A 24,829-nucleotide genomic window follows, 5' to 3' on the forward strand; every position below is an offset into this window, starting at 1 on the left:
GCAATAAAACCCAATAGTAAATGCATAAACTATTGGGTTTTCTTTTATTTCAAATCGTAATCCACTATATTTACTATTATTTAAAAATAGGAATACCACAATGCAAGTGATGAATTTAGACAATACCACATTGATACAAGAGCACAACGATCCAATCATAAATACGGGGCTGTATATTATCTTAACTACCGATGAAGATGATGCTCGACCGGTGTATATCGCTGGGAATTTTAATGATTGGCGCACTCAGGACAAAGATTTTATGATGGAAAAATTTGGAAACAGGCTTTATCACTTTAAATTCTCGCATGATTTTGATTATCCAGAACTGCTTTTATATAAATTTACAAAAGGCGATTGGAGTGAAGTCGAAATCGATAGCCACGGCAACCGAACAGAAAATCGTTCCACTCACAACCATACTGGTATTCAAAATGAACATGTTGCAAGATGGAGGAAAAACTGGTTGCCGTTTAAGCAATCTTTTTTGCCACAAGTTCAGTTGATCTCAGATGAATTTGAGATTCCGCAATTGAATAAAACCAGAAAGATTTGGGCTTTATTGCCGCATGATTATGACAATTCAAGTGAGCATTATCCCGTACTGTATTTGCAAGATGCTCAAAATTTATTCAATGAAAAGGCAGAGTTTGGAAATTGGGAAATTGACAAAAAACTGGCCGTTATGTCCGAGTATAAGATTGGAAAAATTATTGTAATTGCCATAGAACACGCAGAAGAAGATCGTATCAAGGAATATAACGTAGGTAAAACTGTCTTGGGGAAAGGGCAAGGTGAAAAATACATTCGGTTTGTAACTGATACGTTGAAGCCCTATGTAGATAGTAATTTTAAAACAAAAAAAGAGCGCGAATTTACAGGAATAGGAGGAAGTTCGATGGGCGGATTAGTAAGTATTTTTAGTGGTTTACGAAATCCTGAAGTGTATGGCAAACTGATGATTTTTTCGCCTTCACTGTGGGTAAAACCAGATTTAAAAATAAAACCTAAAAAAACTAATGCTGAGGATACTAAAATCTATTTGTATGCTGGAGGCGACGAAAGCGCAACTATGATCGAGCATACAAAAAAGTTTAGGGATGATTTGATTGAAAGTGAATTTATTAAAGACAAATCGAAAATTAATTTGAGTATTAACAGGCAAGGAAAGCACAGTGAAACTTATTGGAGTGATGAATTTCCTAAAGCAATTGAATGGTTGTTTTTTCAAACAAAATAATGTTAAGACACTATTTATCTAGTCTGTTTATTGGCTAACCAAAGCTAAAGAATCAAATAAAGTAATTAAAAATATGGGTAAATACATACATCTATTATTTTGCATGCTGTTAATTAGTTGTATTTCCAATAAAAGGGTTCCAAATTCTAAAATTGCAACTCAAAAATTTGAAATCAGAGTAGATTCCATAAATTTATACGATACTTTAAGAAAGCGATCAATTCCAGTTGCTTTTTATTTGCCAAAAACAAAGAAGAAAATTATTGACCAAAAAGTAGTAATTTTTAGCCATGGTTATGCAGAAAACAGACTTGGAGCAAATAAAGCCTATTCTTATTTAACGGAAAAATTAGCATCTAAAGGATATTTTGTAGTAAGCATACAGCACGAATTGCCAACAGATGAATTAATCCCTAAAACAGGTATTCCTCAACTTGTTCGACGACCATTTTGGGAACGAGGTAGTGAAAATATTATGTTCGTTATTAAGGAAATAAAAGAAAACAATCCGGAACTAGATTTTAAGCATTTAGTATTGATAGGACACTCTAATGGTGGCGATATGACCGTTTTGTTTGCACAAAAATATCCAGATTTAGTTGATAAAATAATTTCATTGGACAATCGCAGAATGAAAATACCGAGAACAATGCATCCGAAAATTTATTCGCTACGGTCTACGGATCAACCTGCTGATGAAGGGGTTTTACCAACCATTGAAGAACAACAAAAATTTGAGATGACTATAATTAAACTTAACAATACCATTCATAATGATATGAATGATAACGGCAGTAGAAAGCAAAAAAGAGAAATAAATAACTACATATTGAGTTTTCTAAATAACTAAAAATCGAAATCATGAAAATAAATACCATTAAAAACTTAGATAATTTTTCAGGAACAATTATAATTCCCGTTTTTGAGACTTATGCAAAAAGTATAGTTCCTATCACATTCAATTCCTTAGAAATTCCTTCTGCAGTTTTTTTTGGAAAAAAGGACACACATTATGTAGCCGAAAAAAACAACAATACCTACGTATTTGTAGGTTTGGGAAAAACGATTGATTATAAATCCTTAAAAACTGTTTTTCGACGCATTTCAGCGAAACAAAAAGAGCATTTTAGTTCGGATATCGCTTTAGTTTTACTAGATCAATTTACTGAAGATCAAGTAGAAGCAATAGTTTCAGGTTTACTTTTAGGAACCTACGATTTAGGCCATTTTAAAACGGATAAGACAACTCATCCTTTTTTAGAAACAGATTTTAATCTAAACTTGTTCTCTGAGAAGGATTTTTTGGCTGCAGCCAAAAAAGGAATTAAAATTGCAAAAGCACAATTAGCTACTTATCATTTAGTAGACTTACCACCAAATACGGTTAACCCAAAATATTTAGCCAACTGGGCAAAAGAAACAGGGGAGAAATATGGATTTGATGTTGAAGTTTTGGGTTATGATGCTTCAAAAATTGCTGGTCTTGGGGCTTTTTTAGCAGTTGGAAAAGGAAGCGAGAACGAACCTCAATTTATCATTATGAATTATACTCCAAAACAAAAAGTAAAATCCTTAAAACACATTGGTTTGGTAGGTAAAGGTATAACCTTTGACACAGGAGGACTAAATATAAAAACGGCGGGAATGCTTCACATGAAGTGCGATATGGCTGGAGGTGGCGCTGTTCTTGGAGCAATGCAATTGATTGCAGATTTACAATTACCAGTGAAAGTAACAGCAATTGTTCCCTGCGCAGAAAATGCAGTAGATGCCAAGTCATTTTTGCCTAGCGATGTGATTCATAGTTACAGCGGTCATTCAATAGAGATAATTGATACAGATGCAGAAGGCCGACTCGTTTTAGCAGATGGATTGTCGTATTTAATTAAAAATTTCAAACCAGAATATATTGTAGATATTGCCACACTTACAGGAAGTAGCGTCGCTACACTTGGCTTTGAATGTGGAGCCTTGTTTACCAATAACGAAAAAATGGCTAAAAAACTACAGGAGAATGGAGACGCAATTGGAGAACGTTTGTGGCCCTTGCCACTTTGGGATGTCTATAAATCAGACATAGAAAGTGATATTGCCGATGTTAAGAATTTTAGTGGAAAAGCCGTAGCAGGAGCCATAAGTGCTGCCAAATTCTTAGAATATTTTACACAAGAGCACAAAGCTTGGGCACATCTTGATGTTGCAGGTGTAGCATTTGGCGACGATGAGTTTGCAAAAAGCAAACATGCTACAGCCTTTGGTGTTCATTTATTAACTAAATTCATAGAAAATTTATAATGTATGGAAAATTCTAAAACGGTTCTTTGTATTTCAAATTATTTCAAAGGTGCCGATTTTTTGATTCATTTAAAAAAATTGGGCAACAAAGTTTATTTAGTAACAAGCGAAAAACTAAGGGATAAGCCCTGGCCACATGAGTACATTGATGAGATTTTCTATATGGAAGGACAAGATGTAGATTGGAATTTAGAGCATTTGTTATTAGGCGTTGGTAATTTCTTGAAGTCCACTAAAATTGATGCTATTGTTGCTCTAGACGATTATGATGTTGAAAAAGCAACCTATCTGAGAGAAAATCTTCGCATTGACGGGATGGGACAAACTACGGGGCGTTATTTTAGAGACAAACTGGCAATGCGAATGAGAGCCAAAAGTTGTGGAATTCCTATTCCGGCTTTTTGTTCGTTATTTAATGACCATGACATCAATACTTTTGCAGATACAATTCCAGCTCCATGGGTTCTGAAACCACGCTCTGAAGCTTCGGCGTCAGGGATTATAAAAGTATATGATAAAGAGAGTTTGTGGATTCATATAAATGAAATGGGAAATAATAGATTTAAATATTTATTAGAGCAGTTCAAGCCTGGTGATGTGTATCATTGTGATAGTTTGATTTCAGATCGTAAAATAATCTTTAGTTTAACTTCTAGATATTTAGCTACACCAATGGAAATTTCGCAAGGTGGTGGTGTTTTTCGTTCCGCAAATATCAAATACAATTCTGATGATGACAAAGCGATAAAAAAACTAAATGAGCAAGTGATGAAAGGCTTTGGCTTGAAACATGGCGCTGCTCATACGGAGTTTATAAAAAGCATTGATGATGGTCAGATTTACTTTTTGGAAACATCCTCAAGAGTAGGAGGAGCGCATTTAGCCGAAATGGTTGCAGAGGCATCAAATATTAATTTATGGAAAGAATGGGCGGCAATTGAAAATGGATTGGTCAAAGAAACTAAATACATTTTACCCAAAGTAAAAAAGGGATATGCAGGGATTGTCCTTACCTTATCTAAATTTCAACATCCTAATTTATCGTCATTTTCAGATCCAGAAGTTTGCTTTAAAGTACCTTTAGACTATCATGCGGGCCTTATCGTAAAATCAGATAAACAGGAAAGAGTTTTAGAATTGTTGGAGGATTACGGTACCCGTTTAGCCAATGATTTTACTGCTGTAGTAGAACAAAGTAAGGTAACTAACTTACATTAAATGACATTGATGAACGATCAAAAAAGCGACTTTTTTAATAGATAGTCGCTTTTTTTTTAAAGTTTTATTAATCTATAATTAGGTCCGATTTTATACCTTCGTTAAAAATTTTTGTGCTTCAATAAAAGTTTCTATCTCAATCCCTTATGAAAAAAATAGTTCTCATTTTTAGTTTTTTAGGATTTATTAGCTGCAAATCATCAATTGATACTCCAATTAAACTTCAAACACCAATTCAGAATGAATACTTTACAATTGCTTTTGGTTCTTGTGACAATCAAAAAATTAAAAATGAACTATGGCCAGCGATAGATAAAAATCATCCTTCGGTTTGGATTTGGGGAGGTGATAATGTCTATTCAGACACTGAGGATATGGAGTTTCTTAAAAAAAATTATGAAATTCAGAAACAGGATACTGATTATCTTCAGTTTATAAAAAATAAAATCGTAATGGGAACGTGGGATGATCATGATTTTGGAGCAAATGACGGCGGAGAAGAATATCCTTTTAAAAGAGAAAGTCAACAGCTTTTGTTGGATTTTTTAGACACTTCAAAAACTGATTCTTTACGAAAAAGAGATGGCGTTTACACCTCGAAAACCATTGCTATAAATGGACATAAAGTTAAAATAATAGTCTTAGACTCTCGTTTTTTCAGAACAAAACTAACGAAAGCCACCGATTCCAAAAAACGTTTCCAACCCAATAAATATGGTGAGGGAACGGTGTTAGGAAATGCACAATGGAATTGGTTGGAAAAAGAACTTCAAACTTCCGATGCACAATTTAATGTACTCGTCAGCAGTATTCAATTTCTTTCCGATAAACATGGTTTTGAAGCTTGGGGGAATTTCCCTCATGAGGTAGCAAAATTAGAGCAATTGATTGTTTCAACGAAAGCTAAGGGTACTTTTATAATCTCTGGAGATCGTCATATCGCAACTTTTTCTTCTAAAAATGTTACTGGATTATCTTATCCTTTAGTTGATTTTACATCTAGTGGATTGACGCACACCTACGCTTCTTTTTCAGGTGAAGAAAATCCGTATGTGAAAGGCGAAGTAATCAAAGATATTAATTTTGGGTTGTTGAAGTTTGATTTTGAAAACAACAAAGTAATCATGGAAATTAGAGGAAAGCAGAATAAGCTGTTGCAAGAATATGTTCAAATCTATCCTGGAAAATAATTTCAGGAATTATCTTTCTAAAATTTTAAAGTTTATTTTTGTCCAAAGTACATTCACTATGAAAAAACAATTCTGTCTCATTTTTATCTCTTTCGCTATTTTTAATGGAGTAAAAGCGCAAGGACTTTTGGAAAATAAAGGGGAAATATTTACCAAACAAGATACTTTGCGTGGCAGTATCACCAAAGAAAGAGCATGGTGGGACGTGAAAAACTACCATCTTGACATAAAGGTAAATCCTGCAGATAGCACTATTTCAGGTTCCAATACAATAAAATATCAAGTTGTTCAAGAATATAGGACGATGCAAATTGATTTGCAAAGTCCAATGCAAATTTATAAAGTTATTCAAGATGGTAAATCTTTAAAATTTAGAAGAGATGGAAATGCTTTTTTTGTAGAATTAATTGCTCCTCAAGTAAAAGATGCTGTAAAAGATCTGATAGTTTTTTACGGTGGAAAACCAAAAGTTGCTGTTAATCCGCCTTGGGACGGAGGGATCACTTGGAAAAAAGATAGCAATGGTAATCCTTTTATAGCATCTTCCTGCCAAGGATTGGGTGCTAGTGTTTGGTGGCCGAACAAAGATCACATGTATGACGAAGTGGAAAATATGTTGATTAGTGTAAATATTCCAAAAAACTTGACAAATGTATCGAATGGACGTTTGTTAAGTGTTAAGCAATTAAAGGACGGTACCAAAACCTACAATTGGTATGTTTCCAATCCCATCAATAATTATGGAGTAAATATAAATGTTGGGGATTACGTTTCATTTTCGGAAAAGTATAAAGGAGAAAAAGGCGATTTAGATTGTACATATTACGTTCTACGAGACAATTTGGCGAAAGCCAAAAAACAATTTCAGGATGTTCCAAAAATGTTGAAAGCCTTTGAGCACTGGTTTGGACCATATCCATTTTATGAAGACAGTTTTAAGTTAGTCGAAGCTCCGTATTTAGGAATGGAACATCAAAGTTCAGTGACTTACGGGAATAAATTTCAAAATGGCTATTTAGGACGCGATTTGAGTGGAACGGGTTGGGGATTAAAATTTGATTTTATCATTATTCATGAATCGGGTCATGAATGGTTTGCTAATAATATTACGTATAAAGATATTGCTGATATGTGGATTCATGAGAGTTTCACCAACTATTCTGAAAGTCTTTTTGTAGAATATTACTATGGGAAAGAAGCTGGATTCGAGTACGTGAGAGGAACCAGAAAAAACATTGAGAATGACAAACCTATCATTGGGAAATACGATGTAAATAATGAAGGTTCAGGCGATATGTATTCTAAAGGGGCAAATATGCTGCATACTTTGCGCCAATTAGTAAATAATGATGAAAAATGGAGAGGAATATTGAGAGGTTTGAACAGTACTTTTTATCATCAAACGGTAACCACAAAACAGATTGAGGATTATTTAAGTCAGCAAATCGGAATCAATTTATCTAGCGTTTTTAATCAGTATTTAAGAGATACGAGAATTCCAACATTAGAATATTTTTTCAAAGACAATCAGCTGGGATATCGATGGACGAATTGCGTGGCTGGATTTAATATGCCTGTTAAAATAACGTTGAATGGAAAAGAAGAATTACTTCAACCAGAGACAGAATGGAAAAATGTTCCAGTAAATACTGAAAATTCAATACTGGAAATAGATAAAAACTTTTATGTAGCCAGTTTTAATATTACAGAGTAAGGTGAAAAATACTGTAAAAAAGGGACACGTAGAGTATCCCTTTTTTATACTATTTTGATAAAAATTTTAGATCAAATTCTTTTTAATGTAATTAAAACTTGTTGCAGCAGATTCTATTGGATTGGGTTTGTAATTTGATTCATGTTCCAAAAAGAATCGCTCCATTCCGGATAATTTTGCTTGTGCAAAAATTGATTTAAAATCAATTGTTCCAGTTCCTATTTCTGCATTCCAATCTGGATTTACTTTATCCATATCTTTTACGTGCCACATTGTAAAACGGCCCGGATATTTTTTGAATAATTGTAATGGATCATTTCCGGAACGAACTACCCAGTACAAATCCAATTCAAAATCAACTAAATTTTTATCCGTTTCATTTAACAAAATCTCATAGCCATTGGTTGAACCAAATTTAGTAAATTCAAAATCATGATTGTGATACGCTAATTTTAAACCTCCAGCTTTACAAAGTTCACCCACTTTATTAATTTGTAAAGCTAATTTTTTATAAGCATCACCGGTAGTTCCTCTCAATTCTGAAACTATATAAGGCACTGTAACGTACTCGCTACCCAATAAATTGGCTGTTTCTATGTAATTCTGAACTAAATCCGTAGAACCATCTTTTATCATTGAATTAAAATCGAAATGATTACTCGTAGCTTTTAAATCATTATCATCCAATATCATTTTAAAATCACGAATAGAGGTTCCAAAAAAACCTTTGTCGGCTGAGTAACCAAAAGTTTCTACTTCACAAAACCCAGCTTTTCCTACTTGAGCCAAAACTCCTTTGACATCTTTTGGCAAAGTATCACGAAGTGTCCACAACTGAATTCCGATAGCTTTCTTTTTTGATTCAAAAGCGAATGAAGGTGCAATGGATAATGCGCCTAATGCTAAACCAGTGTTTATTAAAAATTCTCTTCTTTTTATCATGGGTTATTTTTTAGATTAGTTAAATATCACAAATTGCAATGGCCTGTTTCAATGAAGCTAGTTTGTCTGGATTCTTAGGAATAAATTCTTGTCCTACAAAACCTTTAAAACCGGTTTTTGCAATTGCTTTCATAATGGCGGTATAATTTAATTCTTGTGTATCGTCAATTTCATTACGTCCAGGAACACCAGCCGTATGATAATGCGCAATATATTGGTGATTGTCTCTTATATTTCTAATCACATCCCCTTCATCAATTTGCATGTGATAAATATCATAAAGTAATTTAAAATTCTCGGAATTTAGACGTTTTGCTAATGCTACTCCCCATGATGTTCGGTCACATTGATAATCTTTATGATCTATTTTGCTGTTTAAAAGTTCCATTACTAAAATTACATTATGCTTTTCTGCCAATGGAATTAATTTTTGTAAACCAACAACGCAATTATTCCAACCTTCCTCATCAGTTTTTCCTCTTCGGCTTCCGCTAAAGCAAATTAGATTTTTATAACCCGCTTTTGCCACAAGCGGAATCATTTCAGTATAGTTTTTTAATAGTGTTTCGTGAAATTTTAAGTCATTAAAACCATCTACTAAATTAATCTCAGCGCCATTACACATTGTTGAAACTAAGTCATATTTCTTCAATGTGGGCCAAGAAGCAGGACCAACTAAATCAATACCGGTAATTCCAATTTTTTTAGCCTCGATGCAAAGTGTATCTAAATCAAGACTATCAAAACACCAGCGAGAAACAGAATGATTAATATTTCCTTTCAATGTACCTAATTGTGTTTCTATTTCGTTTTTTGGCATAGCCAAAGCAGAAAATCCAAGTGTAATTCCCATAACCGCTGTTCCGGCTAATATTCCTTTTATGGCGGATCTCCTATTTACGTTTGTACTCATTTTTTAATTTTTTATACAGTAGAAGAAATTTCTTCTACTTTATTTTTTTCATGGAATAAAAGTGCAAAAAGTACAAACACAACGATAGCAATACCGGCAGGAATGATCCAAACCATTTGCCAATTCACAGCACCGTCAGCCATTTTGTAATTGTCCGTAATCCAACCTGCTACTGCAAAACCTATCAGCATTCCAACTCCATAAGTGGCTAAAGTGATTAAGCCCTGAGCCGCGCTTTTGTATTTCTCTCCTGCTTTTGAATTAGTATAAATTTGCCCCGAAACAAAAAAGAAATCATAACAAATACCGTGTAATGCAATACCTAAAATCAGCATGAAGCTTAAATCAGTTCCATTTCCATAAGCAAATAAAACGTAGCGAATGGCCCATGCTAACATCCCAATCAAAATTGTTTTTTTGAAACCAAAACGGGTAAAGAATACAGGAATCAATAACAAAAATAAGGCTTCCGATATTTGACCAATAGCCATTTTTCCGGTTGGATTTTCAACTCCAGCTTCTGTTAAAAAAAGATTAGCATTCTGATAATAAAAAGCAAGTGGAATGCAAATTAGAATAGATGAAACAAAAAAGATAGCGAAGTTCTTGTCTTTCAACAATTTTAATGCATCTAGTCCTATGATATCTCCAATTTTAATTTTCTCATCGCTCACTTTTGGTGGTGTTTTTGGTAAAGAAAAACTAAAAAGACCTAATACAAAGGCAGCAATACCAGCTAGTAAAAAAGTATTTTTGAGTAAACCTGAACTTATTCCTTCCGCAGAATCCCAATGAAAGAAATAACTGATTGATAAACCGGCAATAATCCATCCAATAGTTCCCCAAACTCTAATATTTGCAAACTCTTTCTCCGGATCTTTCATTTGATTAAAAGAAACTGAATTTACTAATGCTAATGTTGGCATATATAAAACCATATAACTTAAAACGTAGGTATAGAACATTCCAACCTCTTCGGACTGATACATTTGATACATTAAAAATGCACCAATAAGATGTAGAATTCCTAATATTTTCTCCGCATTAAAATATCGGTCAGCTATTAATCCTATAATGAAAGGAGCAATGATTGCACCCCAAGACTGTGTCGAAAAAACGGCAGCAGTTTCTGAACCGGAAGCTTTTAAATTATTCCCTAGAAAAGTTCCAAGAGTTACAAACCATGCGCCCCAGATAAAAAATTCAAGGAACATCATTATGGATAATTTAATTCGGATAGTACTATTCATTGGTTTGTTGGTTGGTTATTTTTTGGTTTTAGTTGTTTTTTATTTTCAAATAGCAATTACATTCCGGCTTCACATCCAGTTGTAATTTTCATTGTATTCCATTCTTTTATCATAATATTTCTAAACCATACGTTGTCTCCATGATCTTGTAGTGCAATTTTACCTTTTTTGAATGCTGCAAAACCTGGCCAAGTAGCGAATTTACTTCCAGCAACTATAGTTTTAAAATTAGCATCCCAAAGTGTTGTTTCAATTACCTTTACACCATTCATTAACATCGTTAATTTCCCGAATTTACATACAATATCAACAGAATTCCATTCTCCAACTGGTTTTACCGGTTCAGAGGAAGATTTTATTAAATCATACAAATCACCAGCTCTATGTTTTTCAATTTTAGCATCTGGATGACCATTATTGTCTAAAACTTGCATTTCAAGACCGGTTTCATAAGTATTCTTGAATTTTGTCAAATCCTCATTCACATAAAAAATAATACCACTATTGGCATTTGCTGCAACTTTCCATTCTAATTTCAAATGAAAATTCTCGTATTCTAGGTCAGTTACAAGATCGCCTCCTTGTCCATTTTGGGCAGCAGTAGGATCAAAATGCAAGACACCATCTTCCACTTTCCAACCAGAACCAGCTGTTTTTTTTCCATAAGTGTGCCAACCCGTTGTTGATTGTCCATCAAATATTGATTTAAATCCTTTTGGTACGGGTGCTTGTTGTGCATTTGCAGTTTGAATCAATATCATAACTAGTAATGTTGTACAAATATTTTTAATCATTTTTTTATTTTTGAATTAATAATTAATCTTGCTTATAAAGTTAAAGCTTTCCAACCTTGACGATAGTCACGTTTCACAAATTGATTTACTTCATCAAAGTTTGTAATTCTCATCGCGTCATTATTCCATAACAGTTTTGCAGAACGTCCAGGGTAAACATCTTCCCCAAGCTCATCTATTTTTAAATCATATCCTCTAATTGCTAAATTTGCTATTAACAAAGCTTCAGTTAAAGGTCCAGCAATTTCAAAAGGAGAACTCAACTCTTTTTTTCCGTAACCAGCGATTGCAGCTTCAACCCATTGTTTATAGTGGCCTTCAGAGCCATCGCTAACCCGCGCGTACTTTTGAGCTATATTTAAATTTTCATTTTTGCTAAGAGGAAGCAAACGAGGATTTAAACCATAGGTGTCACACATCATTTTTCCTTTAGTTCCAGTGAACAAGGTTCCATTTCCACCATCTCCAAAAATTTCATTGGGACCTAATTCAGACGGTCTTTCAGGTTGAATTCCTCCATCCATCCAGTGTACTGCTATATCACCGTTTGTTTTTTCTGTTTTTGGAAAAGTTAAGGTGACGTGACTTGAAGGCGGACAACTCTCAGGGAAATAGCCTCTTTGAAATTCGTCTACGTAAACAGAACCTACGCTACATTGAACGTCTTTAGCATATTTTAAGTTCAATACACTAAATGGAGCTTCCAATAAATGGCATCCCATATCTCCTAATGCGCCAGTGCCATAATCCCACCAACCGCGCCAGTTGAAAGGGACTAATTTGTTTACATAGTCTTTATAAGGAGCAGTTCCTAACCATAAATCCCAATCTAATTCTTTTGGAATATCAGCTTTATTAGCAGACCAAGGAATACCTTGTGGCCAAACAGGACGATCTGTCCAAGCATGAATCGTGTGAACATCTCCAATTAAACCCGCTTCATACCATTCTTTCATAATTCTGGTACCATCATTTGAGGCACCTTGATTTCCCATTTGGGTTACCACTTTATATTTTTTTGCCGCTTCTGTCAAAATACGAGCTTCATAAATATCATGTGCCATAGGCTTTTGAACATAAACATGTTTGCCTAATTGCATTGCAGCAAGCGCTTGAATGGCATGATTATGATCAGGTGTTGAAACAGAAACGGCATCGAAATTTTTATGCTCTTTGTCTAACATCTCACGCCAATCGGTATAAAATTTAGCTTTTGGGAATGCATTTACACTTGCAGCAGCTCTTCTGGTATCAACATCACATAAAAAGGAAATATCAGCTTTTCCACTTTTAGCAAACATCGCAATATCAGATTTTCCTTTTCCACCAATGCCAATACTTGCTATTGATAAACGATCACTTGGTGCAACAAATCCTCTACCTAAAACATGGCGAGGAACAATCATAAAAGCAGCAGCTGCTATTGCAGTGGTCTTTATAAAATCACGACGGTTATTTATGATTTTATTTTCGTCTTTTTTTTCTTTCATTTATTTTAATACGGTTAGTTAATAGTAATAAAAGAGCTGTTCTTCAATAGCTTAAAAAGTATTATTTGTTTGAATACAGTATTGAAATTATTTTTTTAGGGATAAAATATAGATTGCCATTGATTTTGCATCATCCTTTTTTAATGACGCATGCGCTGACATGGGTATAGCACCCCAAACTCCAGAACCCCCTTTTATAATTTTACCAGTTAGATAGGCAACATTTTTATCAGTTTGAGGATATTTTTTAGCGATTTCTAAATAGGAGGGACCTATCAGTTTTTTGTCCAATTTATGGCATCCAATACAATCCGATTTAGCAATAAGTTTTTCACCATCTGATGCTTGAAAAACAGTATTAGTTATTTTACTGGTAGTAGTATATTTTATGTCTAAATTATCATCAGAAAATGAGGTTAAACCAATTAAAGCAACCCCAAAAAGCAAATATTTTAATTTCATTTTCATTACAATTTAAGTTTTATAGTCCTAAGTTTTTTCTATTAAAAGCCTTATTTGTTTCCACCGCTGCAAAATCATCAAATGCTTTGTCAGTAACTTTTATAATATGATTTTTTATAAATTCGGCTCCTTCACGCGCACCATCTTCTTGGTTTTTAATGCAACATTCCCATTCCATAACAGCCCAACCTTTGAAATCATATTGTGCCAATTTGCTAAAAATGGTTTTAAAATCAATTTGACCATCTCCCGGGGAACGATAGCGTCCAGCACGGTTTACCCAACTTTGATATCCTCCAAAAGTTCCTTGCTTTCCGGTAGGATTAAACTCGGCATCTTTTACGTGAAACGCTTTGATTTTTTCATGGTAAAAATCGATATATTGAATGTAATCCAGTTGCTGTAATACAAAATGTGAGGGATCATATAATAAACAAGCTCTAGAATGGTTATTGACCGCTTTCAAAAACATTTCATACGTTTCACCATCAAATAAATCTTCTCCTGGATGAATTTCATAGCAAAGATCAACCCCATTTTGATCAAACTCATTTAAAATGGGTAGCCAGCGTTTAGCCAATTCCGCAAATCCATCTTCTACTAGACCTGGGGGTCTTTGTGGCCAAGGGTGAAAATATTGCCAAAGCAAAGAACCACTAAATGTTGCATGTGCATTCAATCCTAAATTTTGAGATGCTTTTGCAGCATATTTCAATTGCTGAACGGCCCATTCTTGTCTTGCTTTTGGTTCTCCATGAACATTTTTTGGTGCAAAAGCATCAAAAAAATCATCATAAGCAGGATGAACAGCCACTAACTGACCTTGTAAATGAGTGGATAATTCTGTTATTTCTAATCCGTAAGAAGCAATTGTACCTTTAAGTTCTTCAGCATAGGTTTTACTTTCTGCTGCCATTTTCAGATCAATAAATCGAGTATCTAATGTTGGCATTTGGATCCCTTTAAAACCCAAATCAGCTGCCCACTTACAAATTCCATCTAAAGAATTAAAAGGAGCTTCATCACTGATAAATTGTGCTAAAAATACTGCAGGACCTTGTATTGTTGTCATATTATAATTTGTCTAAAACTTTTAGGAATTCCTTATTTATTATAAAACGTAAGGAATCCATTTTTTATCTGATTGTGATGATGCTACTACATTATCTATAAACGCCATTCCTCTTAATCCATCTTCGACAGAAGGAAAGTCTAGCATTTCAGGAGTTGGTTCGGTACCATCTAATTTGCAGCCCAGCGTTAAAGCAAAGTTGCGATAAATATTAGCAAATGCTTCTAAGTATCCTTCAGGATGTCCGCCCGGAGTACGGCAATTATGAGTTGCAAAAGATGATAAATTGCTATAATTAGATCCGGCTCTTAAAACTTGTGTTGGTTCATCTAGCCATCTTACGGTTAAAGTATTAGGGTCATGCTGAAACCATTCTATTCCACCTTTTTCACCATAAACTCTTATTTTTAAAGCATTTTCTTCACCGGCAGCAACTTGTGATGCTGTTAAAACACCTTTGGCGCCATTATCAAATTTCAACAAGACTGCTCCATCATCATCCATTATGCGTCCTTCGACTAATGTATTTAATTCTGCACAAACATTGGTGATTTTTGCACCGGTAATATATTCAGCTAAATGTGAGGCATGAGTTCCAATATCGCCCATAACAGAGCTTTTACCGGATTTTTTTGGATCCGTTCTCCAAGCCGCTTGTGTGTTTCCTTCTTTTTCAGAAAGTGTACTCAGCCATCCTTGAGGATATTCAACTAAAACTTTTCTAATCTTACCCAGTTTTCCCTCTCGCACCATAGCTTTTGCTTGTTTTACCATTGGATAACCAGAGTAGGTATGTGTTAAGCAAAGTATTAGTCCTGTTTCTTCTACTTTTTGTTTCAATAGTTTTGCTTCTTCCAATGAAAAAGTCATTGGTTTTTCAATTACTACATTAAAACCATGCTCCAAAGCCATCATTGCAGGTGCAAAATGTGCGAAATTTGGTGTAACAATGGTGACAAAATCGATTCTTTCATCAGCAGGTAAAGCCGCCTCCGCTTTGATCATTTCTTCAAAGGTCAAATATATTCTTGAGTCCGGAAGAAATAAAGCCTTTCCAGATGCGAGAGCAGTTTCGGGTCTGATGCTTAATGCACCACAACTTAATTCTATAAGTCCATCCATATTCGCGGCTAAGCGATGAATTGCTCCTATAAAAGCATCTTGGCCACCGCCAACCATTCCCATTCTTAATTTTCTCTTCATGATGAACCTAAATATTTCCTTTTTTTAATTCTTTTACCGCGTAATCACAAGCACGTGCTGTTAAAGCCATGAATGTTAATGATGGATTTTGACATGCGATAGAAGGCATACAAGCACCATCAGTGACAAATACATTACTCACTTCATGTAATTGATTCCACTTATTTAAAACAGAATCTTTAGGATCGTTACCCATTCTGGCTGTACCCATTTCGTGAATAGCCATACCTGGATAACAGTCGTTATCATACGTTCTAACATTTTTGATTCCAGAAGCTTCCAACATCTCAGCTGCATCATTCATCATGTCCTCTCGCATTTTAGCTTCATTCTCTTTGTATTCGCAGTCAATGGCTAAAACAGGTTGTCCCCATTTGTCTTTTTTAGTATGGTCGATATATACTTTGTTCTCGTAATAAGGTAACATTTCTCCAAAACCACCCAATCCCATGCTCCAGGAATCAGCAGGCAATGACATGGTAGCTTTAAAGTTTTCACCAAAAGCTAATTCGGCAACTTCTTTATGCCATGATCCTCTGCTGGCACCACCTTGATAGCCAAAACCTCTTAAATAATCACGTTTATCATTTCCTACATTCTGGTATCGTGGAATGTAAATTCCGTTGGCTCTTCTTCCGTAGGTATATTTATCTTCAAAACCTTCAGCACTTCCTTCAGCACCACAACGGAAATGATGATCCATTAAATTATGTCCTAATTGTCCACTGGCATTACCCATTCCATTTGGATGTGCCTCTGAAGTTGAATTCAATAATAAGAAAGTAGAACCTAAAGTAGAAGCATTCACAAAAACAATTTTGGCATAAAACTCCATGGTCTCATTTGTTTCTGCATCAATAACCATTACGCCTTTTGCTTTTTTGGTGTCTTTGTCATAAATGATATGATTTACAATAGAGTAGGGTCTTACGGTCAATCTATTGGTTGCCATAGCAGCAGGCAATGTTGATGATTGTGTACTAAAATAAGCTCCAAACGGACAACCACGGCTACACAAATTTCTATATTGACAACTACCGCGTCCTTTATGAGGTACCGTTAAATTAGCGGTACGTCCAATAGTAAGAATTCGAGTTTTATTATAATGTTTTTCAAGTCTTTCTTTAACTGATTTTTCTACACAGTTTAGATCCATTGGTGGTAAAAATTTTCCATCTGGCAGAAGAGGCCAGTTTTCGGCTTGCCCACTGATTCCTGCAAATTTCTCTACATAATCGTACCATTTTGTAATATCTTTATATCGAATAGGCCAATCATTACCATGACCATCTTTAGCATTATCTTCAAAGTTATGGTCACTAAAACGGTAACTTTGACGACCCCACATCAATGATTTTCCACCTACATGAAATCCTCTGTACCAGTCAAAACGTTTGTCTTCCGTGTACGGACATTCTAAATCATTTACCCACCATTTTTCGGTAGCTTCATTATAAGGGTAATCTCTCGTTTGTACTGGATGTGTTCTTTTTTGTTCTTCTGTGAGTTTACCTGCATGCTCAAATTCCCAAGGGGCTTTCATGGCAGATTCATAATCTGTAATGTGTTCAATGTTCATTCCGCGTTCTAGCATCAGAACTTTTAATCCTTTTTCAGTAAGTTCTTTTGCAGCCCAACCGCCACTAATTCCTGATCCTACAACAATTGCATCGTATGTATTTTCCGCTTTTAAATTGGTATTTATATTCACGAGTAGTATTTTTTATTTATTAAAATAGTTTAAGATAATCGCTGCCAATTAATTGGTTGCCCATGCTTTTTGACCTGGTACATAAGTAGCATTTCCATCATAATGTCCGGGAACAGGTAAATATTCACGCGCTTGTGTACATCCTATTTCTGATGAATAATACCCTAAAAGCGTTAAGTCTCTAGCTAATAAAAAGAAAGAAGGAGCTCTGTTGCTGGCAATTGCCTCATCACGCAAGGAAGTCATCAATTTTTGACGTTCTTCAACAGACATTGACAAGAAATCCTTACCAAAATCTTTTGAACATTGATATTGCATTGCTTTTAATCCTGATGCAAAAATTTCTTGTAATTTTGCAGGATAACAATCTTTAATCATTATTGGAATAAAAGCACCCAATCCTGCAGCTTTAGCTCCTGGTGAAGAGGCTGTAGTCGGTATAATGATATCGGCGAATTCATCCAAAATTTCTTCATCCGTAGCAGAAAAAGACACTTGGTTTTTCTCTTTTTCGGGCAAAGTAAAACTTTCAAATAAAACTCCCATTGTAGTTGCGGAGATTGCGCTTCCCATTAAAAAGGCAACGCTTTTAAGTGCTTCTCTTCTATTCATTTGCTACTTATTAAAATTAATGATTATTCAAAATTTAGTATAACTATACAATAATAAAGAAAAAAAAAACAGGTTGATTTTTTTTATGTTAAAATATTGAATAATTCCATATTTTTCAAATTATTAAGGAAATCAGACAAAAAAATTCATTAAAGTATCAATGAAATGGATGATATCGACTAAAAAGATATATTTAGGAAATAAAAAAAGGAAGAAAAATCGCTATTAAAGTTAATTTAATGCTTTATTAACAAGTTATTATTTATAAAAAATAGAAAAAAATTCGATAAAAAGTCTTTCAATGCGTTAAAATGACATTTACACCAAAAAAAATGTAGTGTATTGATGTTCAAATATTTTTTTGTGAATTAAGATCAACAAACGGGATAATGCGATAAAAAAACAAATAAAATTTCAGTTTGTTTCGTAAAAAAGGTAAGACCCTAATGTGGAAAATAGTTATCTTTCAAATAAACCCAAAGTACCACCAACCCAATCTTTATCTTTATTGAACTTTACGCCTATCATTTCACCACGGCTCAATCTTACAAGGTTACAAAGTAGAGTAGGGGATTTATCCTCTTTCTTCCAAACGCAAAGGACGCGTACTTCTGCTTTTACTTTGCCGTCAGGCGATTGCACAATAGGAAGGTAGTGTACCTTTTTTTGCAATATATAAAGTTCTTTTTCTATTACTGCTCCGATATCCGCTTGAGTAACATGGAAAATAACGCCTGTTCCTGAAAAGGAGAATAAGGGCTTTAAAACATAATTTTCTAAATCCTCAGGAATTTCCTTTAGCTCACTTAAGAGTGTGGTTTCAATAAAATATTTTCCTTTTAAAAAGGGCAATATAAATTTACTGATTCTGAAAAACCAATTGGGGTGACCGGCCCATTCGACATCAAGATCATCGGAGAAATTGAAATCAAGTTTTAAATCTGTTCGCAAATCCAATTCATCAAAAATAACCCGATTATAGATTCGTTTTATCAAAATCTCATCACCGTTTTCATTTTTGTAATACAGTTGTTTGCCTTTTTTTATCAATTCTGTAACACATACGATTGGAATACCGATATCCCTTTGACAATAATAAAAGTCAATTTTGGTATTTTGTTTTTCAGGTTCTATTTCAAGCAGAATGACATTTTCTTTGGGATGATTGTTGCAAATTGCGTCCTCTAAAATAGACATATACTCTTGTGGATCAACATCCGTTATGAAAGGAGTTAACTCTTTGAGAAAGGGATACTGATTTTTAAATTTCTCATACAAATTGACTTGATAATTGTATAAAGATGGAAATCCTTGCACTTCGATTAGTTTTGGGATAACCGCGCCGTCTTCTTCGCAAATACCAAAATCGATGGCTAAAAAAGTAGTGTGCTCATCTTCATTAGGTACGTTATGATTGAGTTCTAAAGACTTTTCTGTAAGTGATTTAAATTCGTTCTTTTGAATAAAAGCTATAACTTCATTACAGCCCTCAAGCAATTGATTTTTTAGGTCCTTCGAAATAAAAAAAGGGGTTTCTCCCAAACGGAATGTAGGTAGATAATTGAAATCGGAAGCAATATCATCTTTAAAGTCTTGATATTTTTTGTCTGTAAATTGAGTAGTAAACAACTCCCGATATTTTGCAATCATTTGAAATAGATGGTATTAATTAGAAAGCATTTTTTTTGTTTTCATCAAGTCATTTATCGCTATCCGAAGGAAATTTGGAATCAAGGTTTCATTGGTTCTGTAAATTTTATCATCGTCCATTAAATCCTCTAACATGTTGCGAAACTTCTTTTTTCCTTTCATATTCTTGATTTTCTCCTTCGCATCTTTATTTCTCATGTGCGCAACAAAGCTTATAGGATCTGCTTCAGGATGAAATTGCGTACCTACAAAATAATCAGTAAACCGAACTGCCATAATTGCGCGTTCGTATTGCACATGATCTCTAATTTTCTCCAAAGAGATAATTTTAGCTCCTTTTTTAGCGAAAATACTGAGTTTTGGCTGTACCACTTGATAATCTCTAGAATCAATTGCATAAAACGGATCAGCCAAACCTTCAAATAAAGGATCGGTGATGCCTTCTTTTGTTTTATGGATAGTCATTACTCCAAAAGAGGTATCGTTTCTTTTTGTTACTGTCGCTAATCCAAAATGCAAGCAAGCCATTTGGAACGAATGACAAATAAACAGCACATGCTTTTTTATTGTGTTTTGGTTATTCCACTTTGCTAAACAATCAATGAATTCATAGTATTTGGTATCCCAATTCCCATCTCCTATCAATGGATTTCCTGGGCCTCCAGTAGAAATATAAATGTCGAATTTGCTGATATCAGGTAATTTACATTTTCCTCGAACATCAAATATTTCAAAAGTGACTACAGGACTAAATCTACTCACCACATCAATAATACAGCGCATTCCCTGATTGGGTTCTCCGTTGTACATATCTAAAAGTGCAATTTTTATAATTTTATTTAACATAATCGTAGTTCTAAAAAATAATAAGCAAAGGTACTTTATATTTTATAATCCCTTGGTAAATTCACTTGTTATAAAGTCGACCACGCTCGACAGACTACCTGTTTGGTGAAAAACAGCTAATTGTTTATCAGCACCGGTTCCGTATTTCAGAATTTCATGAACGCGATTTATATCGTCGCGACTGCCTAATTCATCCACCACATCATCTATAAAATCTAGTAATTCCAAAATTAGCATTTTAGTTTCCACTTCTTTTTGTAAACCAAAATCAATCATGTTATTCTCAATTCCGTAGCGTGCAGCTCGAAATTTATTTTCCTTAATTAAAGCCAATCGATACACATTAAAACTGGTATTGTTCATGTTTAACTTGTACAATTTCGCTACAATTGCCTGAATTATGGCGACAATGCAAATGGTTTCATCGACTGTCAATGACATATCACAAATCCTAAATTCAATCGTATTATAAAACGGATGCAAACGCAAATCCCACCAAATTTTCTTTGGGTTATCAATACAGTTGGTTTTTACCAGAGTTTCCAAATAATTGTCATAAGATGCCACTGAATCAAAATATTCTGGCAATCCTGTTCTTGGAAACTTGTCAAAAACTTTAGTTCTAAAGGATTTATATCCCGTTTGCCTGCCTTCCCAGAAAGGAGAATTTGTGGACAGCGCAAAGATGTGAGGTAAAAAATAGGTTGCTTGATTCATCAATTGTAAACCGATTTCTCGATTTTCAATGCCTACATGACAATGCATTCCAAAAATTAAATTAGAACGTGCTGCATCCTGCAATTCATTGACGATATCATGATATCGTGGATCGTCAGTGATAGGTTGATCTTGCCATTTCGAAAAAGGATGTGTGCCAGCTCCGCCTACAATTAGATCTTGTTTGTCGGCCAATTCTACAATTTTAGAGCGCAAAAACCGAATCTCATTTTTAGCATCGTTGACATTATTACAAATATTAGTTCCCACTTCCACGACAGATTGATGCATTTCAGCCTTTACCTGCTCATTCAAAATAATTTTAGCACCATCCACAATTTTAGATAAATGCGACCGCAAATCTCTTGAAACAGGATCTATAATTTGGTATTCTTCTTCTACACCAAGTGTAAAAACTGGTAATTTTTTCATTAGAATATTTTTTAGGAGCTGTTTACTTCGTCAGTTCGCTTCGCTCGGGTCCCGCTTTCCGTTTCAAAGTTAAATATTGTTGGTCGTTTTTGCTTTTTCAAGCAAAAACGCCAGCAAGTAATAAAGAATTTCCATAGTAACCTATCTGTCGGCTGGTAGAGTGGGGTCAATGAATTTCGTTAATTCATTTCTTTTATTTTCCCGCCGCCGCCTCTTTGATAAAAGTTCCCCAAGTTAAATTCATCTTTCCTGCTTTTTGTTTTTTTGCGGCAGCAATAGCCATTTTTGCAGCCTCTTCAACAACCCATTCAAAATTTTCAGCACCAACTGAAGTTAATTCAGCGTCAGGCGCAGGATTTCCAAAATCTATCGCATACGGAATCCCGTCACGAACGGCAAATTCTACGGTATTAAAATCGTATCCTAAGCCTTTGCACAGTTTTAAAGTATAGTCTTTTATGGTGGCCAATAATTTTTTATCTACTGGAGGACCGTCAATTACATAACGCAAATGATGCGGATTCCTTGGTTCGTATTGCATAATTCTAACGGCTTTGCAACCCAAACAGTACACTCTAAAATACTCCGTAAAAACAATTTCCTCTTGCAACATCATTACTAATTGTCCTGTTTCCTGGTGTTTTTCCCAAAATTCCTCTACATTTTCTAAACGGTAGACGTTTTTCCAACCACCGCCAGCGTAGGGTTTCATGTAGGCAGGAAATCCAATATATTGAAATATTCCTTCCCAATCCATTAGGTATTTTAGGTTGCGAAATGATTTTCCAGTGGTGTCTGTTGGATGTTCTGCCGAAGGAAGAATTACGGTGTTAGGCAACGGAACGCCTAAGGTATCCGCTAATGCATTGTTGAAAAACTTATCATCAGCACTCCACCAAAACGGATTGTTGATTACATTGGTTCCTGTTAAAGCAGCGTTTTTTAAATACGCACGATAAAAAGGGACATCTTGTGATATTCGGTCAATAATTACAGCATATTCACCATCTTGATTTTGAACTACTTTATCAATAGCAACAGCTTCTGCAATGATTCCTTTTTCATTTTTTGAATTCACCCGATCTATAAATGCTTGCGGAAACGTATCTTCCATTCCGAATAATATTCCTATTTTTTTCATCTTGTTGTTGGTCTTTATACTTAATACTCGATTCTTACTACTTTTAAAAAAACTTGATTCTTGATAAATAATGGGGAAACATTTCTTGCCAAACAGGCCAATCGTGTTTTCGTTCTTGACGAATGTCTAACCAATGGTGGATATTTCTATCCGTTAGCACTTTACTCATTTTTAGGTTAGCGTCAAAACAAATGTCCCAATTAGAGGTCCCAAGAACGATGTCCATATTCCATAATTCGTGGTCGTCCAGTCCATACAAATAATCTTCAGGACTATTGTAAAACACATCGTCATTATGAAAACCATCCATAAAACTCTTAATATTGAAGGCACCGCTCATAGAAAACAGATGGCTCACATAACCGGGATGACGAAAGGCAAAATTTGCAGCATGATACCCACCAAAACTGCAACCTGCAACAACTACTTTTCCAGAGGAAGTGTTATTTTTAATTTTTTCAACGATTTCGTGACAAATCATTTTATCATATCGGACATGATTTTCTATGCGATGAACAGGATGAATATTTTTATTGTAAAAACTGTCTTTGTCAATACTGTCTGGACAAAATATTTGGATTAAACCTTGCTCAAGGTACCATTTTGCGGATTCTATCAATCCCATATCTTTATTTTCATGGTAACTTCCCATCGAAGTTGGAAATAAGATTACAGGATATCCAGCATGTCCAAAAACCAACATTTCTATATCTCTATTTAAATTTGGAGAATACCATTTGAAATACTGTTCTTTCATACTATTTACTTTTATCAATTATAATGAAAAAAATCATACAAAAAGCACATAATAGTATACTTAACTAATATTTATTATAAAAAAGATTAGGATTACCAAATTGGAAATAAATGGTAATTTTTAGATAAATAAGGCCCTGTTTTTTAAATTAAAATCAATAAGCCCAAATTGGTTTAACCTCTTGTTATGCTAAAAAAATTATTTTGTAAGTCAAAATTAAGCATCTTGACTAAATCAATTATTTTCTTTTTATGTAATTGAATTAATAAAAATAAAAAAGGTAAAAATTGCTTCTCTACTTTGACTTTGTTTCAAAGAGTTGTACTTGACTTTTTAATCGTTCCACCAACATACTCATCATTCGCTTGTTAATGTTGGAAGCGTTTTTTGCATAAATATCGTATTCCGCTGTGGTAAATAAACCGATTACCATTCCTTTTAAGACATTTCTAAACTTGGTATCTTTTTGAACTGCATTTTCCATAGTAGCCATTTTTTTTTCGATGGTGTAGGTTTGAAAATCAGTTTTATTTTTGCTTGCATAATTGAGGAAAGAGGCAATAAATAAGTCGTTTTGTAACTTTAGAATAGGTCGAAGTACCTCATTTTGAAATGATTCTTCTGTTGTAGATTGTGTGGTTACTGAACCGATTGCTTGTCCTCTAAAATCATTTAAAAATGTATCTCGTGTGTTCATTGTTTTTTCTTTAAAATTAAAAAAAAATGAAATAGGAATAGCTTAATTTTGCACTTATAAATAAAAACTTATGAGATTTCATACCAGAAAATGGGTAAAACCCGAAGATTTAAACCCCAATGGGACTTTATTTGGAGGTAAATTATTAGCTTGGATCGATGAAGAATTAGCTTTGTACACCATTATTCAACTAGAAAACACCCGAATCGTAACTAAATACATGTCAGAAATCAATTTTAGAAGTTCAGCGAGACAAGGTGATATTATCGAAATTGGTATTGATGTCATCAAATTTGGAATTACTTCCCTGACCTTAAAGTGTGAGGCAAGAAACATGATGACGCGCGAAACGATTATCACAATTGATCATACTACAATGGTAAATTTAGACGCAGATGGAAAACCAAAAGCCCACGGAAAATCAGCAATAGAATATATCAAAGATAGGCTATAGATTTGTAAACTAAAGCAGTACGTGTTTAG

The 24,829-nt window shown here is 34.3% G+C and carries 23 protein-coding genes; 7 read left to right on the forward strand and 16 right to left on the reverse strand.

Going from position 1 to position 24,829, the window contains the following annotated elements; translation table 11 throughout:
- The first annotated feature begins 109 nt into the window (after positions 1-109).
- The 6 genes from IWX83_RS07365 (at position 110) to IWX83_RS07390 (ending at position 7,657) form a co-directional block, all read left to right on the forward strand.
- Positions 110-1,240 (forward strand): alpha/beta hydrolase, encoded by a 1,131-nt coding sequence (locus IWX83_RS07365; protein ID WP_196828737.1) that lies wholly within the window; start codon positions 110-112, stop codon positions 1,238-1,240.
- 73 nt (positions 1,241-1,313) lie between these two features.
- Positions 1,314-2,090 (forward strand): alpha/beta fold hydrolase, encoded by a 777-nt coding sequence (locus IWX83_RS07370; RefSeq protein WP_196828739.1) that lies wholly within the window; start codon positions 1,314-1,316, stop codon positions 2,088-2,090.
- 11 nt (positions 2,091-2,101) lie between these two features.
- Positions 2,102-3,535: a M17 family metallopeptidase gene (locus IWX83_RS07375; protein WP_196828741.1), complete on the forward strand. Its 1,434-nt coding sequence runs from the start codon at positions 2,102-2,104 to the stop codon at positions 3,533-3,535.
- 3 nt (positions 3,536-3,538) lie between these two features.
- Positions 3,539-4,753 (forward strand): acetyl-CoA carboxylase biotin carboxylase subunit family protein, encoded by a 1,215-nt coding sequence (locus IWX83_RS07380; protein WP_196828743.1) that lies wholly within the window; start codon positions 3,539-3,541, stop codon positions 4,751-4,753.
- A gap of 146 nt (positions 4,754-4,899) precedes the next feature.
- On the forward strand, positions 4,900-5,943 hold the full coding sequence (locus tag IWX83_RS07385) for an alkaline phosphatase D family protein (RefSeq protein ID WP_196828745.1): 1,044 nt from the start codon (positions 4,900-4,902) through the stop codon (positions 5,941-5,943).
- Positions 5,944-6,001: 58 nt separating this feature from the next.
- Entirely contained in the window at positions 6,002-7,657 is a 1,656-nt protein-coding gene (locus IWX83_RS07390) for a M1 family metallopeptidase (RefSeq protein ID WP_073351331.1), read from the forward strand.
- Positions 7,658-7,723: 66 nt separating this feature from the next.
- Here the strand turns inward: IWX83_RS07390 and IWX83_RS07395 are convergent, their stop codons facing one another.
- From IWX83_RS07395 to IWX83_RS07470, 16 genes are all read right to left on the reverse strand, one after another.
- Positions 7,724-8,599: a sugar phosphate isomerase/epimerase gene (locus tag IWX83_RS07395; RefSeq protein WP_196828747.1), complete on the reverse strand. Its 876-nt coding sequence runs from the start codon at positions 8,597-8,599 to the stop codon at positions 7,724-7,726.
- 19 nt (positions 8,600-8,618) lie between these two features.
- Positions 8,619-9,512, reverse strand: a complete 894-nt coding sequence (locus IWX83_RS07400) for a hydroxypyruvate isomerase family protein (protein ID WP_196828748.1) — start codon at positions 9,510-9,512, stop codon at positions 8,619-8,621.
- A gap of 11 nt (positions 9,513-9,523) precedes the next feature.
- Positions 9,524-10,762 carry a nucleoside permease gene (locus IWX83_RS07405; RefSeq protein ID WP_196828750.1) on the reverse strand — a complete coding sequence of 413 codons (1,239 nt, stop codon included), beginning with the start codon at positions 10,760-10,762 and terminating at the stop codon, positions 9,524-9,526.
- A gap of 56 nt (positions 10,763-10,818) precedes the next feature.
- Positions 10,819-11,556, reverse strand: a complete 738-nt coding sequence (locus IWX83_RS07410) for a DUF1080 domain-containing protein (protein WP_196828752.1) — start codon at positions 11,554-11,556, stop codon at positions 10,819-10,821.
- A 32-nt stretch (positions 11,557-11,588) separates the two neighbouring features.
- A complete protein-coding gene (locus IWX83_RS07415; RefSeq protein ID WP_196828754.1) occupies positions 11,589-13,046 on the reverse strand; it encodes a Gfo/Idh/MocA family protein in 1,458 nt (485 codons plus the stop codon).
- 87 nt (positions 13,047-13,133) lie between these two features.
- Positions 13,134-13,508 (reverse strand): c-type cytochrome, encoded by a 375-nt coding sequence (locus IWX83_RS07420; protein ID WP_196828756.1) that lies wholly within the window; start codon positions 13,506-13,508, stop codon positions 13,134-13,136.
- Between the two features lie 19 nt (positions 13,509-13,527).
- Positions 13,528-14,580: a sugar phosphate isomerase/epimerase gene (locus IWX83_RS07425; RefSeq protein WP_073351208.1), complete on the reverse strand. Its 1,053-nt coding sequence runs from the start codon at positions 14,578-14,580 to the stop codon at positions 13,528-13,530.
- A gap of 39 nt (positions 14,581-14,619) precedes the next feature.
- Positions 14,620-15,783: a Gfo/Idh/MocA family protein gene (locus IWX83_RS07430; RefSeq protein ID WP_231379856.1), complete on the reverse strand. Its 1,164-nt coding sequence runs from the start codon at positions 15,781-15,783 to the stop codon at positions 14,620-14,622.
- Between the two features lie 7 nt (positions 15,784-15,790).
- Complete coding sequence (locus IWX83_RS07435) at positions 15,791-17,494, reverse strand: GMC family oxidoreductase (RefSeq protein ID WP_196828758.1); 1,704 nt, start codon at positions 17,492-17,494, stop codon at positions 15,791-15,793.
- Positions 17,495-17,542: 48 nt separating this feature from the next.
- Positions 17,543-18,106, reverse strand: coding sequence for a gluconate 2-dehydrogenase subunit 3 family protein (locus IWX83_RS07440; protein ID WP_196828760.1), 564 nt, complete (start codon positions 18,104-18,106; stop codon positions 17,543-17,545).
- A gap of 459 nt (positions 18,107-18,565) precedes the next feature.
- Entirely contained in the window at positions 18,566-19,756 is a 1,191-nt protein-coding gene (locus tag IWX83_RS07445) for a hypothetical protein (RefSeq protein WP_196828762.1), read from the reverse strand.
- A 15-nt stretch (positions 19,757-19,771) separates the two neighbouring features.
- Entirely contained in the window at positions 19,772-20,602 is an 831-nt protein-coding gene (locus IWX83_RS07450; RefSeq protein WP_196828764.1) for a type 1 glutamine amidotransferase, read from the reverse strand.
- A gap of 42 nt (positions 20,603-20,644) precedes the next feature.
- On the reverse strand, positions 20,645-21,751 hold the full coding sequence (locus IWX83_RS07455; protein ID WP_196828766.1) for a carboxylate-amine ligase: 1,107 nt from the start codon (positions 21,749-21,751) through the stop codon (positions 20,645-20,647).
- Between the two features lie 193 nt (positions 21,752-21,944).
- Positions 21,945-22,892 carry a RimK family alpha-L-glutamate ligase gene (locus IWX83_RS07460; RefSeq protein ID WP_196828769.1) on the reverse strand — a complete coding sequence of 316 codons (948 nt, stop codon included), beginning with the start codon at positions 22,890-22,892 and terminating at the stop codon, positions 21,945-21,947.
- Between the two features lie 43 nt (positions 22,893-22,935).
- Positions 22,936-23,649 (reverse strand): esterase family protein, encoded by a 714-nt coding sequence (locus IWX83_RS07465; RefSeq protein ID WP_073351190.1) that lies wholly within the window; start codon positions 23,647-23,649, stop codon positions 22,936-22,938.
- 295 nt (positions 23,650-23,944) lie between these two features.
- The gene (locus IWX83_RS07470) at positions 23,945-24,346 is read right to left on the reverse strand and encodes a glyoxalase (protein ID WP_196828771.1); all 402 of its coding nucleotides are present in this window, start codon (positions 24,344-24,346) and stop codon (positions 23,945-23,947) included.
- Positions 24,347-24,416: 70 nt separating this feature from the next.
- Between IWX83_RS07470 and IWX83_RS07475 the strand changes: the two genes are divergently transcribed.
- Positions 24,417-24,800, forward strand: a complete 384-nt coding sequence (locus IWX83_RS07475; RefSeq protein WP_066077555.1) for an acyl-CoA thioesterase — start codon at positions 24,417-24,419, stop codon at positions 24,798-24,800.
- Positions 24,801-24,829: the final 29 nt, after the last annotated feature.

It is taken from the genome of Flavobacterium sp. CG_9.1 (genome assembly GCF_015751645.1).
GTDB classification, from domain to species: domain Bacteria; phylum Bacteroidota; class Bacteroidia; order Flavobacteriales; family Flavobacteriaceae; genus Flavobacterium; species Flavobacterium xanthum.

Excerpts from the sequence above, each read along its gene's own strand:
- IWX83_RS07465 (WP_073351190.1), bottom strand. The coding sequence starts at position 23,649 with ATGAAAGAACAGTATTTCAAATGGTATTCTCCAAATTTAAATAGAGAT.
- IWX83_RS07375 (WP_196828741.1), top strand. The coding sequence starts at position 2,102 with ATGAAAATAAATACCATTAAAAACTTAGATAATTTTTCAGGAACAATT.
- IWX83_RS07455 (WP_196828766.1), bottom strand. The coding sequence starts at position 21,751 with ATGAAAAAATTACCAGTTTTTACACTTGGTGTAGAAGAAGAATACCAA.
- IWX83_RS07400 (WP_196828748.1), bottom strand. The coding sequence starts at position 9,512 with ATGAGTACAAACGTAAATAGGAGATCCGCCATAAAAGGAATATTAGCC.
- IWX83_RS07390 (WP_073351331.1), top strand. The coding sequence starts at position 6,002 with ATGAAAAAACAATTCTGTCTCATTTTTATCTCTTTCGCTATTTTTAAT.
- IWX83_RS07430 (WP_231379856.1), bottom strand. The coding sequence starts at position 15,783 with ATGAAGAGAAAATTAAGAATGGGAATGGTTGGCGGTGGCCAAGATGCT.
- IWX83_RS07460 (WP_196828769.1), bottom strand. The coding sequence starts at position 22,892 with ATGAAAAAAATAGGAATATTATTCGGAATGGAAGATACGTTTCCGCAA.
- IWX83_RS07420 (WP_196828756.1), bottom strand. The coding sequence starts at position 13,508 with ATGAAATTAAAATATTTGCTTTTTGGGGTTGCTTTAATTGGTTTAACC.
- IWX83_RS07450 (WP_196828764.1), bottom strand. The coding sequence starts at position 20,602 with ATGTTAAATAAAATTATAAAAATTGCACTTTTAGATATGTACAACGGA.
- IWX83_RS07410 (WP_196828752.1), bottom strand. The coding sequence starts at position 11,556 with ATGATTAAAAATATTTGTACAACATTACTAGTTATGATATTGATTCAA.
- IWX83_RS07395 (WP_196828747.1), bottom strand. The coding sequence starts at position 8,599 with ATGATAAAAAGAAGAGAATTTTTAATAAACACTGGTTTAGCATTAGGC.
- IWX83_RS07365 (WP_196828737.1), top strand. The coding sequence starts at position 110 with ATGAATTTAGACAATACCACATTGATACAAGAGCACAACGATCCAATC.
- IWX83_RS07445 (WP_196828762.1), bottom strand. The coding sequence starts at position 19,756 with ATGATTGCAAAATATCGGGAGTTGTTTACTACTCAATTTACAGACAAA.
- IWX83_RS07440 (WP_196828760.1), bottom strand. The coding sequence starts at position 18,106 with ATGAATAGAAGAGAAGCACTTAAAAGCGTTGCCTTTTTAATGGGAAGC.
- IWX83_RS07475 (WP_066077555.1), top strand. The coding sequence starts at position 24,417 with ATGAGATTTCATACCAGAAAATGGGTAAAACCCGAAGATTTAAACCCC.
- IWX83_RS07385 (WP_196828745.1), top strand. The coding sequence starts at position 4,900 with ATGAAAAAAATAGTTCTCATTTTTAGTTTTTTAGGATTTATTAGCTGC.
- IWX83_RS07405 (WP_196828750.1), bottom strand. The coding sequence starts at position 10,762 with ATGAATAGTACTATCCGAATTAAATTATCCATAATGATGTTCCTTGAA.
- IWX83_RS07425 (WP_073351208.1), bottom strand. The coding sequence starts at position 14,580 with ATGACAACAATACAAGGTCCTGCAGTATTTTTAGCACAATTTATCAGT.
- IWX83_RS07380 (WP_196828743.1), top strand. The coding sequence starts at position 3,539 with ATGGAAAATTCTAAAACGGTTCTTTGTATTTCAAATTATTTCAAAGGT.
- IWX83_RS07470 (WP_196828771.1), bottom strand. The coding sequence starts at position 24,346 with ATGAACACACGAGATACATTTTTAAATGATTTTAGAGGACAAGCAATC.
- IWX83_RS07415 (WP_196828754.1), bottom strand. The coding sequence starts at position 13,046 with ATGAAAGAAAAAAAAGACGAAAATAAAATCATAAATAACCGTCGTGAT.
- IWX83_RS07370 (WP_196828739.1), top strand. The coding sequence starts at position 1,314 with ATGGGTAAATACATACATCTATTATTTTGCATGCTGTTAATTAGTTGT.